We start from the raw sequence: 15450 nt of genomic DNA, 5'->3' as shown, positions 1-15450 counted from the left end.
GCCGGCGCCAACCCTGGATCCGCGGCCATGCGGAATGAGACGGCACGAGACGGCGCTTCGCGGCGTGCCGGGGGTCGCCCCTCATTCGACCGGCCCCGCAGGGTGTCGCTAGCCCTCGGGAGAATCCGGGCCGAGGGGTGCGGTATGGACCGGCTCGGCGCCCGGATCCGTGCGCTTCCAGCGTCCCAGCAGGAACCAGCCCGTGACCAGAAGCCCCCGCACGACTCCCGTAGCGGAAATGGTCCACCAGATCCCGGCGGCTCCCATGCCTGCTGGAAACGCCAGCCACCACGCCATGGGAATGCGCGCCACAGAGACGATCACGGAGACCAGCATGGGCGGAATGGTGTTCCCCGCCCCGGTGAAGGCGTGGCCGTAGACGATCTCCCAGCCCATGAAAACCTGGGAGACGGCGACAATCCGCAGGAAGAGCGCGCCCAGTTCCACAACGCCCGGGTCCGGCGTGAACAGCCGCACGATGGGCTCCGCGCTCAAGAGGAAGAGCGCCGTCGTGACGCCGGTCGTGAGCGTGATCCAACGGGCTCCGACATGGGCGGTGCGTGCCGCGCGGTCCGGGCGCTGTGCGCCGAGGTTCTGGCCCACCATCGCGGCGACGCCCATTCCGACGGCCGTGGCCGTGAGATAGTTCAGGCTCTCCAGTCGATTCACGATTCCGAGGGCTGCCAGCGTCGGCGCTCCGAACTCTCCTGCGAATCGCGTGAGAAACATGTAGACGCTTGAGAACAGCGTCCCGACGAGCAGGTGCGGGAGGCCGATCGGGAACATCCGGCGTGCTTCCGCCCACGAAATGGCCGAGCGAATCCCCTTTTCGGGCCGGGGAAGGGGAACGCGATCCCGGAGAACAAGGCTCACATAGACCGCCACGACTCCCGCCTCAGCGATGACCGTCGCCGCGGCCGCTCCCGGGACACCCCACTTCGGGAAGGGACCGATGCCCAGAATCAGGAGCGGATCCAGCACGATATTCACGATGGTTCCCCCGAGCAGAACCTTCATGGGGGTGCGGCTGTCTCCGCACGACCGAAAGACCGCCTCGATGACGAACCCGAGGTAGAGAAGCGGAGCGGCCATCGAGAACAGGCGGAAGTACCGGGTGGCCATCTGCGCGATGGAGTCATTGTCGAAGAGGAATCCGAAGAACGGACCCGATGCGAAGAAGGCCAGGAGTGCGACGACGACCCCGAGCGCAATCGCCATGGCGGCGGCAGTCAGCGCGGCGCGGGTGGCGCGGGCGTCGTCTCCGGCACCGATCGCGCGGGAGACGATGGCCGTCGCCCCGGCCATGGGGATGTCGCCGACGGCGAAGAGCGTCCAGCTTGCGAAGAAGCAGGTGGAGACGGCCGCGATCGCTTCCGGCGACAGGCGCCCGACCCATGCGGTGTCCGCAGTTCCGTAGAGCGTGTGGAGTGCACGCGACACGAAGACAGGCCACGCGAGATGCAGGAGTTGCGGCGAAATCGGCCCGCGCGTGAGACGGCGGGGGGCGGGTGCGCGGGAAGCCGTACTCATCGGCGTCTGCGTCGGGAGCGTGCGAGGAGAGGAGGCGCGAACTCGATCCGCCCGGATTCGCGATGGACCGCCTGCACGGTGATGCGAATGGAGTCTCCGATGGCGAACCGGCGGCGCGATCCACGCCCCAGCAGGACGCGGGATTCAGGGACGAAGCGATAGGGCTCGCCCAGGTCCTCGACGCGCACCATGCCCTCGACAAAGTAGTCGATGAGCTCGACGAAGAACCCCTCCTCGATCACTCCCGACACAATGCCCTCAAAGGACTCGCCGATTCGATCCGCCATGAAGTCCGCGCGGATCACATCCAGCACATCGTACTCGCATCGCCTGGATGCGGTTTCGCGGTCCGTGCAGTGTGCGGCGGATGAAGCCAGCTCGCCCGCGTCATCGGGCGGAGGGTCTCCTCCGAGCGCGGCCTTGACCGCCCGGTGAACAAGGAGGTCCGGGTAGCGGCGAATGGGGCTGGTGAAGTGAAGGTAACGCTCTGACGCCAGTCCGTAGTGACCGAGATTCTCCTCGGCGTATTCCGCCTTCATCATCGTGCGGAGAAGAATGTGGTTCACCGCGCGTTCGGCAGGCTGGCCGGCAATGCCGCGAAGGAACCCGGACACGGCCACCCCCGACGGGAGCGCCCCGAACTCGGGGACATGACCGTAGTTCCGTGCGAACTCCAGAAACTGTCGCATCTTCACGGGGTCGGGCGGCGCATGGACGCGATAGACCGCGGGCCGTCTCCGTTCGGCGAGCCAGTCCGCCACGGCTTCGTTGGCGGCGATCATGAACTCTTCGATGAGCCGGTGCGCGTCATTGCGTTCGGCACGCAGCACATCCTCGGGGCGTCCGGTGGAATCGATCACGATGTCCGGTTCCGGCAGGTCGAAGTCGATGCTCCCGCGCGCGAGCCGACGCCCCCGGAGCCGCTGCATCAACTCCTCCATGCGGAGCACATGATCGCGGTGGGGCGAAATGCCCTCCACCTCCTCTCCCTCCAGAGCCTTCGCCACGCCGGTGTAGGTCCACCGGCCGGAGGAGCGGATGACGCTTTCATAGACGCGGGAGGAGAGTCGTTCGCCGTCGGCATCGAAGGAGGCTTCCAGCGTCAGCGTGAGGCGGTCCTCCCCCGGCACGAGGCTGGCGATCCCGTTCGACAGGCGTTCCGGCAGCATGGGGATCACACGATCGGGGAAGTAGGTACTGGTGCCGCGCTCGAACGCCGCGCGATCGAGCGGTGTGTCCCGCCCCACCCAGTGGCCCACATCCGCAATCGACACGCGCAGGAGGAGGCTTCCGTCGGCTCCCGGCTGGACGGAGACGGCGTCGTCGAAGTCGCGGGCGTCTTCGCCGTCGATGGTGAAGATCTCCTCCAGCCGCAGATCCTCCCGTCGGGCGATCTCTTCCGGAGCGATGGTGTCCGGGAGCGCGTTCGCCTGATTCAGCGCCTCGTCCCCGAATCGGCGCGGGAGTCCATGACGACGCACCACCGTCTTGATGAGCGTTCCCAGTTCACCCGGCGCTCCGAGGATCTCCACGATCCTCCCCACGGCGGGAGAGTTCCCTTTCGGGTAGCGGATCATCTCCACTTCAACGATCTCTCCGTCGACGGGCCGGACCGCCCCCGAAACGAGGTCGATGACCTCTCCGAAAAGTGCGGGGTCCGGCTCGACCCATTCGCCCCGCCGACTTCGGCGGTAGGTTCCGGGGAGCGTGGAGCGGGTGCGCTTCACGATGGACTCAACCCGCCCCGCAAGGCGCCCTCCACGCTTGGGGATCGGGATGGCGCGGACGATGTCGCCGTCCATCACGCCGTCCATTTCCCGACGGGAGAGGTAGAGGTCCTCCTCGTCTTCACGGAGGAGAAAGCCGAATCCACGGGCATTGCGTCGCACCGGTCCCTCGACGAACCTGCGCCGGTCCCTCCTCACGGGCGGCCGAGAGGGGCGGGGGTGCGCGTGGAAGTCATCGGGAGTCCGATTCCACCCGGTAGGGTTCGCCGTTCACTTTCGCCAGTTCGAAGACAAAGGGAGTGCCGCCGATGACGGTTTCCCGACGCAGGCACAACTGCCATTCGTCGAGAGTGTGCCAGTAGCGATCCGGGGGTCCTTCGGACTGCACGATCCGGGACACCATGGTTCGAACCGGCTGACCCCGGTGAAGGATGCGCAGGATTCCCTCGCGGAACTTCTGGCGCGGGGCGTGGCCTCCGGACGCAGGCACCAGGAGCGGAAAGTCCCGCATCATCGGCCCGTCCGCAAGCGACTCGGCGAGGAATGCCCCACAGTAGAGCCCCAGATCAGTGCGGAGAACGCTGGAAGGGATCGTGGCAGACGCTTTCTTCCCGTCCACCAGCGATCGCACAACAATGGTCTCTTCCTTGCGGTTCGCAGTGTGCTCGACCGTTCTCTCCCCGCTGGACGCGGAGACGGCAAACGACTCCAGACCAGTCTTGTCGCAAACGAGGTCGATCTTGCTGTGGTGTTCCTGTGCGCCCAGGAGTTCGATCCCGAACTGAGTGACCGCGTGCACCAGGAGCCGCCGTCCCGAGGGTGTGTCGGTCGGTTCGAATGACACCGCGAAGGTGCCTACAGAATCAACAGTGCTTTCGCCAGCCCGGATCACATACTCCAGCCGAACGGGGTCCCGATCCATCAGGATCTGGCCGGGGGCGGTCCCGGCGGTCATGGCCAGAGCAAAAGGGATGATGGCTCCGGCGTGGAGGATGCGGCCCGGGCTGTGCATGAGGCGGTGTCCTTTCGGTATCGGCGGGTTTCGGCTGCTGCGGGCGGGGATTCTACCCTACCGCGCGCCCGGCGACAATCCCGGCCACGGTTGACGGTCCCGGGGCGGGCCCCTACGCTCTGTCGAAAGGGAGGGTCGCGTGGGGAGTCATCCGGAGGCGGAATCAGTGGTTCTCACGCAGCTGCGCCAGCGGCTTCTGGAGCGATACGGGGGAGACCCCCGGTTTGTCGCGCTTCGCCCGACGAGGGAGAGTCCCGCGGGGGGCACCGTGCTGGAGGTGAACCGGAACACCCGTCTGCGAATCGTCCGGGCAGAGGGAGGTTCCGGCGCGGAAGTGCGTTTTGAGACGCGGGACCTGGCGCTGGCACGGAAGATCGATGACCGCATCTCCCGCGAGGGCGGTTCCGTGCGGGAGTTTCTGGAGTCGCGGATGGGCCGGGTCGGCCTGAATACGGCCGCGTCCCCCGAGCGTCTGAATGGTCCCGGGCTGGGGATTGCCTGTCAGGTGGCAATCCCCGCAGACCGGGCGGAGGTGGGTCCCTTCATCCAGAACGCACTCGACCTTGTGGAAGGGCTGTTTTGCGCTTTCGCACCGGGAGAAGCCGAACAGCCGGGAGACTGAAGGGGGTCCGTTCTGCGCCTCTCGGACCGCCGTGAAGGCCTCTCCCGAGCGCGCTTTTCGAATCCCGCGAAAGACGGTAGATTCGAGTCCGTAGGTTCGGTTCCGAGCCTCCGGACTCCACGGGGTCCGGGCGCCTCTGATCGAACGGGTAGCGGGGGGGGCGTCTCCCCGGCATTGAGCAGCAGGGAGGTGAGTTCCGTGAGAAGTCGCGAAGAAATCGAGAGTGCCGCGCGGACATTGCGGGAGGTCGGGCAGCGTGCGCGGGTCTGGCTCAGTATGCCGGTGGTGGAGGGCGTGACGCCCCGCATCCTGATGGACCCCGCCCGTACCGAAGCCACCGAAGATCCCACGGGAATGGAACGCAGAGACGGGATCTTCGCGCTGGATGAGGCCGCGCTGTCTCCGCTGGACCATGTGGCGCTCTATGGTGACGGCGTTTTCGAGGGAATCCTCATTCGAAACCGGTCCATATTCCTCTACCGGGAACACATCGAGCGTCTGGACCGGTCGCTGGCTCATGTCGGAATCGGGCTACCCATGAGCCGGAAGATGCTGACGGAAAGAGTCCTGGCGACCTGCGCCGAAGTGGACTTCCCGGAGGGGATGGCGGGATACATCCGGCTCGTCGTGACCCGCGGACTCGGGGATCTGGGGATCAACCCGAAGAAGTGTCTCTCGCCGACCTTGTTCTGCATCGTCAGCACCATTCGTCTGTATTCCAGCGACGCGTACGAACGCGGAATCCCGCTGGGGCTGGCCCGGCACATGCGCCGACCCGGACCGGAGACGCTGAACCCGAACATCAAGAGCAACAACTATCTGAACAATGTGCTGGCGTTGGCTGAAGGCACCCGCGGGGAAGGACTCGTGGAGGCGCTCATGCTGAACCGCGACGGCTATGTCGCGGAGGCCACGGTGGACAATGTCTTCTCGATCGTGAAGAGCGAAGGGTGGGAGGCGGATCCGGGTCGCGTGGAAATCCGCACTCCGACCGAGGAGTACTGCCTGGTGGGGATCACGCGGGACACCGTGATGGAACTCGCGCGGCAGCGGGGGTATCGCGTGACCGTGCGGAACGATCTCCTGCCGATCGATTTCGTCGGACCCGGGAAGGAGTGCTTCATGACCGGGACCGGCGCGGGGGTCATGCCCATCACGAGCATCGAGGGCGTGGAGGTCGGAGACGGGAAGCCCGGGGTGGTCAGCAAGGGGTTGATCACCGACATCGAGGCCATGATGGAGGACCGCGCCCACGGGTTGCCGCTGGAGACGCCCGTTGGCGAAATCGACGACTACCTTTCCGGTCGGGCGGTCACCGGCGTTCGGTAGAGGCAGGGCCGAGCGTCCGCTTCAGTGCGCAAGCCCGAGGATGATTGTGTGTCCCTGATCGCGTCGGATGACGACTTCGTCGTCCCGTTCCAGCGGGATGGTGTTCGGGTGGTTGTCGGATGCCACCATGGCGGGGCCGCGGGTGATGCGTACTCGGATGACCGAGGACTCAGGCAACACGATGTGGTCCATCTGTTCGGTGGAGTTGTTGAAGGCCAGCCCGAGCCCGATGCGAAAGATCCCCCCGGTGATCGATCGGTAGTAGCCGGAGGATCCGAACGGGGTGGCCACAACCACTCCGTCTCCCACGATCTCGTCTCCGAACTCCCGGTCGTCCACCCAGACCCGGTAGCGCACTCCGGAGGTCGGGTTGGCGTTGTGGACCATGATGTCATTGAGACTCACGCGGGACTGCCCGAGCGCCTCGGCGCGGATCTTGGAACACTTCGTGCGGGCGAGTTCCCCACAGGCCAGTTTCTCCAGAACCAGCGCGGCCCGGCTTGGTTCACACTTCTTGCCCCGTCGACTTTTCCGAAGAGGCAGCTTGGGGATGCCGGGCCAGTCGCGTTCGCTCCCCAGCAGAAGACCATCGCCACCGTAGGTGATGATGGCTTCGGGGTCTTCTGTGACCACGGAGAGCCCGGCTTCCTTCACGGCAGGAAGGATCTCCGCCGAATCCGGCCCGAGAACCAGAACCCGCTGCACGCAGGGGGTCTTGTTCGATGAAGTGGTCATGCCTCTCTCCTCGATGGCAAGTCACCGACTGAGAATCCGTGTGTCACTGCCGGATGTCAACAGGGGAGCGAATCCCCGGGGAAGGTGGTATGGTGTCCGCATCATGTCCGCTTTGGTGAGCGGATCGTTCATCGTCCGAGGCCCGAGGAGTTCCGCATGAAGAGACTGTCCGTTGCCGCGCTTCTGGCCGCGGCTCTGATCCCGACCCTGACCGCCGGGGCACAGACAATCCCGGTAGTGGCCTCCACCACGGAATACGGGATTGGAATGGCGGCGCTGACTCTCCCCGAAGAGGTCCGTGGCCCGCACAGTCTCCGAATGGATGTTCGGGGGGGGTACTTTGTCGCGGAAGGCCTCCAGATGCAGGCGGAGGCCAGCGTACGGTTCTGGCCGCTGGGGAACCGCGCGCCGCGCGGGTACGGAATGGGAGCCAACGCGCTGTGGTTTCCCGATCTCGGACCGGGGAATCGGAACATGTACCTTCTGCTTGGAGGGGGCGTGGTGCGCCAGAACTACCCGGGGCAGGAAGCAACCATGGACGGACTGGCCCGGGTAGGGTTTGGCGTGAAGCTCCGGTCTCCGGTGCTGCGCTATGTCTGGATGACTCACGCGGCGGTGGAGTTCCGGTCGGAGGCTCACTTCGCGGACGAGGTCGAAACGACCTCCGGCTTTACGGTCGGGGTGTCCCGCTTCCACTAGGTGGCGCTGCGGAGAGCCAGTTCTCCTCAGGCCGGGTCTCCTGATACCTGTATTGTGAGCGGGTTCCCGGCTTCGGGCCGCGTATCCGGCCGCGGAGAGCCAGCCGGGTCGGCGTCCTCCGTCAGCCGAGGATTACTTCGTCTCCGTCCTCCGAGATTCGCATCCCCATTCCCTCCACCGCGCGCCGATCCGGCGAATCCGGATCGAGCACGGGATTCGTATGGTTCATGTGCGTGAACCGGATCTCCGTGTCGATTCCGGCCAGTACCGGCAGCGAATCCGCAATGGCCGGGTGGGGCACGGCGTTGGAGTCGTCGCGGTTCAGTTCGGAGCGCCGGAAGAAGGTCCCGTCGAGGATGGCCACATCCGCCGCCCGAACCTGCGCGATGGTGTCCGGCGTGAGCGCGTCCAGATCCGGCGCGTAAAAGAGGGAACGCTCCGGTCCTTCGATGCGGAATCCCACCGTGTCACCGGCCTCGCTCCGGTGCGGGACGGGAATCGCCTGGATCATGAGGTCGTCCAGCGCGGTGTCCCACCCCGGATGGAGCACTTGCGGCGAGAGGTGCCCTTCCCGGAAGAGGCGCGCGAGCGGTTCCTGCGACTCCAGAAAGTGAAGGTTGGCCTCCGTGGCCCAGAGCGGAGTTCCGGTGGCGGCCCAGGCTTCGCGGCCGAAGAGCGGCAACCCGGCGACATGGCCCGCATGGAGGTGCGTCAGAAGAAGGGCGCGCGGCGGCGTGTCAAAGGACTGGCCCGCGCATCGGGCGAGTTCGCGGAGTTGAGCCGGCAGGTCCGGCGTGGCGTCGATCACGGCCACGCCCCCGCGCGTGATCAGCCCCAGGCACGCAACCCGTCGCGCCCTGCGCGGATCTCCCACGGCGGAGAGGCACGCTTCGCAGGCGCATCCCAGGTGCGGAAAGCCGCCGTCCTGCACAGATCCGAGGACGATGGCGCGAGGGGTCCGGTTCGACACGGGCGTTCTCCAAGGTTGGGAGGATCGCCCGGAGTCTGTACGATGATTCGGGTTCCGGCAAGGAGGCGAAGACCATGCGAATCCTGATTGCGGGAGGTTGCGCCGGGATACGCACCGCGGTCCGCGCGGAGGCCGAGGCCGCGGGTTGCGAGACAGGGGACTTTACGCGGGATGCGGCGGCATCGCTTCATGCGCGGGACGCCGTCGTGGATCTGGGGCTTTCCCCGCAGGAGCGACTCCCGGGCGAGGCGCTGATCCCGGCGGAGAGTGAGCGCGCGGAGGATGTGGCAGGCGGTGTCCCTGAGGGCGTGCGCCTGGTGCGAAGGTCGCTGGTGGGGGCGGCTCCTGACGCACCCGATCCCTGGCGACGCGCCGCGCACGCGGCGGAGCGACCCGCGCTCGAACGCGGCGGGATCATCCTGCGTGCGGGGCTTCTCATGGGGTCGTGCGCCGAGTCGGAGGCGCTGGTCCGTGTCGTGAAGCGTTCTCGGCTGGTGCCTTTGCCCGGTCTTGCCCGGGCGCGGATTGAGCCGCTGGCGGTGGATGATTTCGTGCAGTTTGTCCTTCTTGCGGCGACCGGTCCCGCGCTGCCCGGCCACGAGTACGATCTGGGATGCGGGGAGTTCCTCACGGGAGAGCTGCTCGTGCGGGACCTGGCCGCAGCCCTCGGCATTCGCCGCGCGGGAGTGGCGCTTCCCGGCCTGCTGCGCGGCCCACTCGCCCGGGCATGGGCACAGCCGGGCTTTCCGCGCGCCTCGGCCGATCATCTCCTCCGGGCACTCGCGGGCGGCCTCCTGCCTGTGCGAATGGCCGCGTGGAAGGACTTCGATCACAAACCCCGGGACCTTCGCGAATGCCTGGCCGCGGCCGCCGGAATGACGCTGCCGCCGAGATCCGGTCCGCGTGGAGGACGGTTTGGGTCGTGGGAAGCTCCGAAGGCCCGAGGGCTCCTCGGAAAGAAGTTGCGCGGGCCGAAGAGGCGGGGGCGCGGCTAGCCGCTCTTGATGGCCTGCGCGATCAGGCGTTCCCCGTCGCCCCCCGCGAATCCCCGGATGGCGGCCACCCCGGCGGCTCCGGCCGCGAAGCAGGCGGCGGCGGTGCTTGCGGTCACTCCTCCAAGCGCCACGACCGGTGCCGGCGCAAGGGCTGCCAGGCGTTCGAGTTCAGCCGTCCCCAGCGGGGAGGCGCCGGGCTTCGACTTCGTTGCGAACACGGGGGAGAGCAGAATCCAGTCGGCGCCCTGTGCGCGAGCGAGTTCCGCTTCGCAGTGGCAGCTCATGCCGAGAGCCATCCCGGCGGGGAGAAGCGGGCGAATCTCCCCGGGGGGCGGGCTGTCGGCCGGAAGGTGCAGCCCGTCGGCACGGAGCGCGAGCGCGGCCTCCACGCTTTGATTGACCACAAAGCACGCGCCCGCGCGGTGGGTGGCTTCCCGGAGGCGGGTTCCCGTGCGGATCAGTTCCTCCGCGGAGCGACCCTTCCCGCGGAGCTGAATCGAAGCCAGACCGGCGGTCAGGAGCTCTTCGGCGCGAGAGACCAGTGCGCCCTCCGGCAGGAAGCCGAGCTCGGCAATGAACTGCGTTCGTCCGGGGCATCGGGCGTGCATGGAACCTCCTCCCGGCGTGGCCTTCAGCATACCGCGGATCGAGGGCGATTGACTCCCCCGGACGGCGTGTCTACCCTGCACGCACGCTTCCGGCTGCCAAGGCGAGGAGGACCGCATGGCCGACACGCTCCAGATTGCGGGGCAGGACTTTTCATCCCGGCTCCTTGTGGGGACCGGGAAGTTCGTCTCGCCGGAGATCATGCGATCCGCGATCGACGCCACGGGATCGGAGATTGTGACGGTCGCGCTTCGACGCGTGGATCTTGATTCGCGGGAACCGAACCTGCTGGAGTTCATCAACCGGGAACGCGTTCAGCTTCTGCCCAACACCTCCGGTGCGGTCGACGCGGGCGAAGCGGTTCGCCTGGCCCGGCTTGCAAGGGCGGCGGGTCTCTCCGAATGGGTGAAGCTGGAAGTGACGCCCGACCCGCGCTGGCTGCTTCCCGATCCCGTGGAGACGCTGGCCGCGACGGAGACGCTGGTGAAGGAGGGGTTTGTGGTGCTGCCCTACATCGGCGCGGACCCGGTGCTCGCGAAGCGGCTGGAGGAGGCGGGTGCCGCCACGGTGATGCCGCTGGGATCGCCGATCGGGTCGAATCGCGGGCTGAAGACGCGCGACTCGGTGGCGATCATCGTGGAGCAGGCCGGAGTGCCTGTGGTAGTGGACGCGGGGCTCGGCGCGCCTTCGCACGCGGCGGAAGCCATGGAACTGGGCGCGGACGCGGTGCTGGTGAACACTGCCCTTGCGGTCGCCCGGGATCCCGTGGCGATGGCGCACGCGTTCCGACTGGGTGTGGAAGCCGGGCGCCAGGGCTATCTTGCGGGGACCGCGGCGCCGCGAGCCGGGGCGGAAGCCTCGAGTCCGCTCACCGGGTTTCTGGGCAGCGCGCCTTGAGCTTCGCCGAGGTGTGCGCGGACATTGGCCGGAAGGACCTGTTGCGAGCGTCCGCGTCCGCGTCGGCGGCGGATGTGGATCGCGCGCTGGCGTCGTCCTCGCCGGATCTCTTCGACTTCGCGGTCCTTCTCTCCCCGGCGGCCGATGATCGCCTGGAAGAAATGGCCCGTGCCTCGCATGAGATCACCATGCGCCGGTTCGGGCGGACGGTGCAGCTGTATGCGCCGCTCTATGTGTCCAACGAATGCGTGGAGAGTTGCACCTACTGCAGCTTCGCACGGGAGAATCCGGTTGTGCGTCGTACGCTGACGCTTCCCGAGGTGTGCGAGGAAGCCGAGATGCTCCGCGACGCGGGGTTCCGGCATGTGCTGGTCGTGTCCGGAGAGCACCCGCGTCTGGTGTCGCCCGAGTACATGGCGTCGATACTGCGTGAACTGGCCGGGGACTTCGCGAGCCTGTCGGTGGAAGTGCAGCCGCAGACCACCGAGGTCTACCGGGAATGGACGACTGCGGGCGCGGACGGGCTGATCGTCTATCAGGAGACTTACGACCGCGAAGTCTACGCACGCGTGCATACCGCGGGGAAGAAGCGCGACTACGACTGGCGCCTCCAGACGCCGGAACGCGGTGCGGAAGCGGGGATGCGCCGAATCGGAATCGGGGCGCTTCTGGGGCTTGCGGACTGGCGCGTCGAGGCGCTCCACCTGGCGGCGCACGCGCAGTATCTTCTGCGCGCGTGCTGGAGGACGGCGGTCACGGTTTCGCTGCCGCGACTTCGGCCCGCCGCGTATTCCATTGCCGCGCCGCATCCCGTGTCGGACCGGGACATGGCGCGGATTGTCTGCGCGCTTCGAATCCTCCTTCCGGATGTGGGGATTGTCCTGTCCACGCGGGAGAGCGCGTCCTTCCGGGATGGACTGCTTCCCCTGGGCATCACGCAGATGAGTGCGGGTTCCAAAACCGAACCGGGCGGGTATTCCGGCATGGACACGGAAGAACAGTTCAGCGTGGAGGACGCCCGGTCACCGGCGGAAGTTGCGCAGGCCATTCGCGCGCGCGGCTTCGACCCGGTGTGGAAGGACTGGGAGGCGGTCCTGCATGGGTGAGTTCCTGCTGAACGGCAAGTCCCATCCGACAGCACCGGGCATGACCGTCTCGGACCTTCTCCGAGGGCTGAAACTCGACCCGCGCTGGGTGGTGGCGGAAGTGAACGGACAGGCGACAGGGCGCGAACTCTTCGACCGGACCCGGATCAGCCCGGGCGACCGCGTGGAACTGGTTCGGCCGATGGCGGGGGGGTAGGCCGCCGTCACCCTCCCTGACGATAGGCTGCGAGCGCCTCCGCTTCGGATGGCGTTCCGAGTCTGGGGCGATAGTAGGCGGCCAGCTTTCGCGCGTCATGGGATTGCGGCGCGTCCCGAAGAATGCGATCAAGCTCCGCGGTGGCCTCGTCGGTATTGCCCATTTCCGCCAGCGCGATTCCCCGATGGAAACGCACTCTCCATGACCGGGGCCACTCTTCCAAGATGCGCCCTCCCTCACGAACGGCGGCCTCCTCGTCTCTCGCGAGATTCAGCGCGAAGATCAGACTCCATCGTGCGGCGTCGTAGGTCGGATCCGTTTCGCAGGCAAGCCGATACTCCTTTGCCGCCGCGGCGTAGTCCTTTCGGACCATCCAGATCTTCGCGTAGTTCTGATGCGCGGCAGCCCACAGGCGTGTCATCTGTCGATCATCCCGCGGGGTGGGGGCGGTGCGGAAGAAGCGGCGGAGTTTCCTCTCTCCGCTGTCGAAAAAGCCGTTCTGGATTTCGCGGGCGGCCATGGAGACATCGACAAGATCCTTGGGGTCATAGCCCGTCAGGTGCATTTCCTCCTCCGTGGTGCCGGGTCGTGCGGTCCCGCCGCTCCCCCCCAGATAGCCCAGGCTGGCGAGCGCTTCCAGCGTCTCGGCGTCCGGGTTCGCCGCTTCCACCGTGGCTTCCCCGGCGGAGAGGATGGCGGCCACCTGTGTCGCAAGGAACCGGCGCATCCGGTCGGCGTCGTCGGGCAGCGACCGGGTTTCGCCCGGATCGCGCGCGAGATCGTAGAGTTCGGGCCGTGGCGCCCAGACGAACTTGGCGTTGCGCGTTCGGATGGCCTTCAGTCCCGATCCCCCGTAGAAGAGCTTCGTCTTGATCGACTCGCAGTAGGCCACACTGTCCGGGGCCGGGCCGATTCCCCGCATCAGCGGGACCAGCGACCCCCCCAGCCCGAGCGAAGGCTCCGCCGCGCCCGCAAGTTCCAGCACGGTGGCCGCGACATCCATCGTGCGCACCTGATCCGGAATGACCCGTCCTGCGCAGTCGGCCCCGGGCGCGTGGATCACGAGCGGTACGCGAATGGTGTCGTCGTACAGGAAGATGCCGTGTCCGTCCTCGCGATGCTGATCGAGCCCCTCTCCATGGTCGGCGGTCACCACGATCACGGTTTCTTCCGACAGCGCGGACGCGGCCAGTCGCTTCATCAGACGGCCCAACTGGTGATCCGTATATTCGATCTCGGCCAGATACAGATCCGCCGTGCGAGCACTCCACGGCGGGGGTGGGTCGAAGGGGAAGTGCGGGTCGTAGATGTGCGTCCACAGGAAGAACGGCCGGGGCGCCCCGGCAAGCCACGCGATGGAACGGTCGACCGCTTCCGCCGCGCGCCGGTCCGCCTTGGGGAGCCAGTGCGTCTGATCGGGGTAGAGCGACTCGTCGTGCTTCACATACCCCGGCGTGAGGTCGTCGTCGTAGTGGTCGAATCCCTGCGCGATCCCGAACTTCGAATCCAGCACCAGCGCGGAGATGACGGCCCCGGTCGCATACCCGGCATCCCGGAGCTTCTCCGCGAGAGTGACGGCGCTTTCGGCCACCTTGAAGTCCGCGTTGTAGCGCACGCCATGTCCGAGCGCGGGGATGCCGGTCATGAGCGTGGTATGGCTGGGAAGCGTGACGGGGACATCCGCGATCCCCAGTTCAAAGAGCGTTCCGGAGCGGGCGAGCGCGTCAAGGTGGGGCGTGTGCGCATCGGGGTGTCCGTATGCGCCGATGCGGTCGGGGCGCGTCGTGTCCAGCGTCACGAGGAGCACGCCGGGGCCTTCCGGCGGGGTGGAGCAGCCGGGGGCCAGTACGCCCGCCAGCAGCGCCACCATGGTGGCGGTCGCCAATCGAGAACGGTCGGGTCTGCATCGGTTCATGACGCTTTCGCCTTCGCATTGCCCGGCCCGTGCCGGGACACGCAGGCTACCAGACGCCCGGAGAGGTGGCCACCGGGAGCGGCACGCGGCTTGCCTCGGCACGGGAATGCGCCTACAGTCGCGCCCCATGAGATACCGTTCCCTGGGGGAGCACCCCATCGAGGTGTCCGAAGTCGGGCTCGGCACATGGCAGGCGGGGGGGTCCATCCTCCTCGGCGGTGCGCCGACCGGATACGGCGCCGTACCCCGAAGTGAAGCGAAGCGCGGGATCGAGCGTGCGCTGGATGCCGGTGTGAACTTCTTCGATACAGCGGACTCCTACGGTCTGGGCCGCGCCGAACGCATTCTGGGAGAGGTGGTCGGGCCGCGTCGCGGACAGGTGGTGCTGGCGACCAAGTGCGGCTGGGTTCCTGATGGTATCGAGCGATGGACGAAGGACCTCTCACGCGAACACATTCACGCGGCGGCACGACGCTCGGCGACCCGGCTTCGCGTAGACACGCTGGACCTTCTGCAGCTTCACGCGATCCCGGACGAGGGTGCGGAAACGGATCGCGCGCTCGATGCGCTTGATGAGTTGAAGGCGTCCGGCCTCATCCGGCTTGGCGGCGTGAGCGTCGGCACGGACTACGAAGCCGGTGTCCGACTGCTTGGCTCCGGCCGGGTGGATGTTGTGCAGGCCACCTTCAATCTGCTGCAGCAGGGCGCGCTCACGGAGCTGCTGCCTGCGGCTCTGGAACACCGGGTGGCGGTCATCGCCTCCATTCCGCTGGCCTACGGATTTCTCTCGGGGCGGTACACCCGAAAGACCGAGTTCCCGCCCGACGACTGGCGAAGCAGCCTCACGCGGGAAGAGGTGGAAGCGCGCGTCGCCCGTGCCGAGGAGTTTCGTTTCCTTTCGACTGACGGCGGTCGCACCCTGATGGAAGCGGCGCTGCTCTTCACACTGTCGCACCCGGCGGTGGCGGCCACGATCCCCGGCTTTCGCAGCCCCGAGCAGGTGGACGGACTGGTCGGGAGTCTCCGCACGCCTGCGCTGACGGACATCGAGATCGCGCGGGCGCGGGAACTCGGCCGGAGCCGTACGGCGGGGGCCCCCGTGCCCGGATAG

The 15450-nt window shown here is 67.2% G+C and carries 15 protein-coding genes; 8 read left to right on the top strand and 7 right to left on the bottom strand.

All coding sequences use genetic code 11. The features are described 5' to 3' along the window. Positions 1 to 108 precede the first annotated feature (108 nt). From QF819_07605 to QF819_07595, 3 genes are read right to left on the bottom strand one after another with little or no spacing between them, the layout of a single operon-like run. Positions 109 to 1530: an MATE family efflux transporter gene (locus QF819_07605; GenBank protein ID MDP6803024.1), complete on the bottom strand. Its 1422-nt coding sequence runs from the start codon at positions 1528 to 1530 to the stop codon at positions 109 to 111. Beyond that, complete coding sequence (gene rnr, locus QF819_07600) at positions 1527 to 3455, bottom strand: ribonuclease R (protein ID MDP6803023.1); 1929 nt, start codon at positions 3453 to 3455, stop codon at positions 1527 to 1529. The genes QF819_07605 and rnr overlap by 4 nt, the downstream gene beginning before the upstream one ends. Positions 3456 to 3489: 34 nt before the next feature. Further along, positions 3490 to 4269: a hypothetical protein gene (locus tag QF819_07595; protein ID MDP6803022.1), complete on the bottom strand. Its 780-nt coding sequence runs from the start codon at positions 4267 to 4269 to the stop codon at positions 3490 to 3492. A 139-nt stretch (positions 4270 to 4408) separates the two neighbouring features. On the opposite strand from QF819_07595, the gene QF819_07590 reads away from it, so the two are divergent. Both QF819_07590 and QF819_07585 read left to right on the top strand, forming a co-directional pair. Continuing rightward, complete coding sequence (locus tag QF819_07590; GenBank protein MDP6803021.1) at positions 4409 to 4891, top strand: hypothetical protein; 483 nt, start codon at positions 4409 to 4411, stop codon at positions 4889 to 4891. 198 nt (positions 4892 to 5089) lie between these two features. Beyond that, a complete protein-coding gene (locus tag QF819_07585) occupies positions 5090 to 6220 on the top strand; it encodes an aminotransferase class IV (protein ID MDP6803020.1) in 1131 nt (376 codons plus the stop codon). Between the two features lie 21 nt (positions 6221 to 6241). Here QF819_07585 and QF819_07580 read toward each other — a convergent pair whose 3' ends face one another. After that, positions 6242 to 6955 (bottom strand): hypothetical protein, encoded by a 714-nt coding sequence (locus QF819_07580; GenBank protein ID MDP6803019.1) that lies wholly within the window; start codon positions 6953 to 6955, stop codon positions 6242 to 6244. 156 nt (positions 6956 to 7111) lie between these two features. Between QF819_07580 and QF819_07575 the strand changes: the two genes are divergently transcribed. Beyond that, the gene (locus tag QF819_07575; protein ID MDP6803018.1) at positions 7112 to 7654 is read left to right on the top strand and encodes a hypothetical protein; all 543 of its coding nucleotides are present in this window, start codon (positions 7112 to 7114) and stop codon (positions 7652 to 7654) included. Positions 7655 to 7775: 121 nt separating this feature from the next. Here the strand turns inward: QF819_07575 and QF819_07570 are convergent, their stop codons facing one another. Beyond that, positions 7776 to 8624, bottom strand: coding sequence for an MBL fold metallo-hydrolase (locus QF819_07570; GenBank protein MDP6803017.1), 849 nt, complete (start codon positions 8622 to 8624; stop codon positions 7776 to 7778). Between the two features lie 74 nt (positions 8625 to 8698). Here QF819_07570 and QF819_07565 point away from each other — a divergent pair, with 74 nt between their 5' ends. Next, a complete protein-coding gene (locus tag QF819_07565) occupies positions 8699 to 9619 on the top strand; it encodes a hypothetical protein (GenBank protein ID MDP6803016.1) in 921 nt (306 codons plus the stop codon). On the opposite strand, the gene QF819_07560 is transcribed toward QF819_07565, so the two are convergent. Beyond that, positions 9616 to 10227, bottom strand: coding sequence for a thiamine phosphate synthase (locus QF819_07560; protein ID MDP6803015.1), 612 nt, complete (start codon positions 10225 to 10227; stop codon positions 9616 to 9618). The two genes, QF819_07565 and QF819_07560, sit on opposite strands and share 4 nt — an antisense overlap. A 115-nt stretch (positions 10228 to 10342) precedes the next feature. Between QF819_07560 and QF819_07555 the strand changes: the two genes are divergently transcribed. The 3 genes from QF819_07555 to thiS are packed head-to-tail and all read left to right on the top strand — an operon-like array spanning position 10343 to position 12424. Beyond that, on the top strand, positions 10343 to 11122 hold the full coding sequence (locus QF819_07555) for a thiazole synthase (GenBank protein ID MDP6803014.1): 780 nt from the start codon (positions 10343 to 10345) through the stop codon (positions 11120 to 11122). Then, the gene (thiH, locus tag QF819_07550) at positions 11119 to 12228 is read left to right on the top strand and encodes a 2-iminoacetate synthase ThiH (GenBank protein ID MDP6803013.1); all 1110 of its coding nucleotides are present in this window, start codon (positions 11119 to 11121) and stop codon (positions 12226 to 12228) included. Before QF819_07555 ends, thiH begins: the two co-directional genes overlap by 4 nt. After that, a complete protein-coding gene (thiS, locus tag QF819_07545) occupies positions 12221 to 12424 on the top strand; it encodes a sulfur carrier protein ThiS (protein ID MDP6803012.1) in 204 nt (67 codons plus the stop codon). Before thiH ends, thiS begins: the two co-directional genes overlap by 8 nt. A 7-nt stretch (positions 12425 to 12431) precedes the next feature. Here thiS and QF819_07540 read toward each other — a convergent pair whose 3' ends face one another. Further along, positions 12432 to 14309: a sulfatase-like hydrolase/transferase gene (locus QF819_07540; GenBank protein ID MDP6803011.1), complete on the bottom strand. Its 1878-nt coding sequence runs from the start codon at positions 14307 to 14309 to the stop codon at positions 12432 to 12434. Positions 14310 to 14466: 157 nt separating this feature from the next. On the opposite strand from QF819_07540, the gene QF819_07535 reads away from it, so the two are divergent. Continuing rightward, complete coding sequence (locus tag QF819_07535; GenBank protein ID MDP6803010.1) at positions 14467 to 15450, top strand: aldo/keto reductase; 984 nt, start codon at positions 14467 to 14469, stop codon at positions 15448 to 15450.

This window comes from Gemmatimonadota bacterium, from assembly GCA_030747075.1.
In the GTDB taxonomy this organism is placed as follows: Bacteria; ARS69; ARS69; order ARS69; family ARS69; genus ARS69.
Note: the sequence above shows the minus strand (reverse complement) of the source record. Positions and strands in the feature narration are given on the sequence as shown.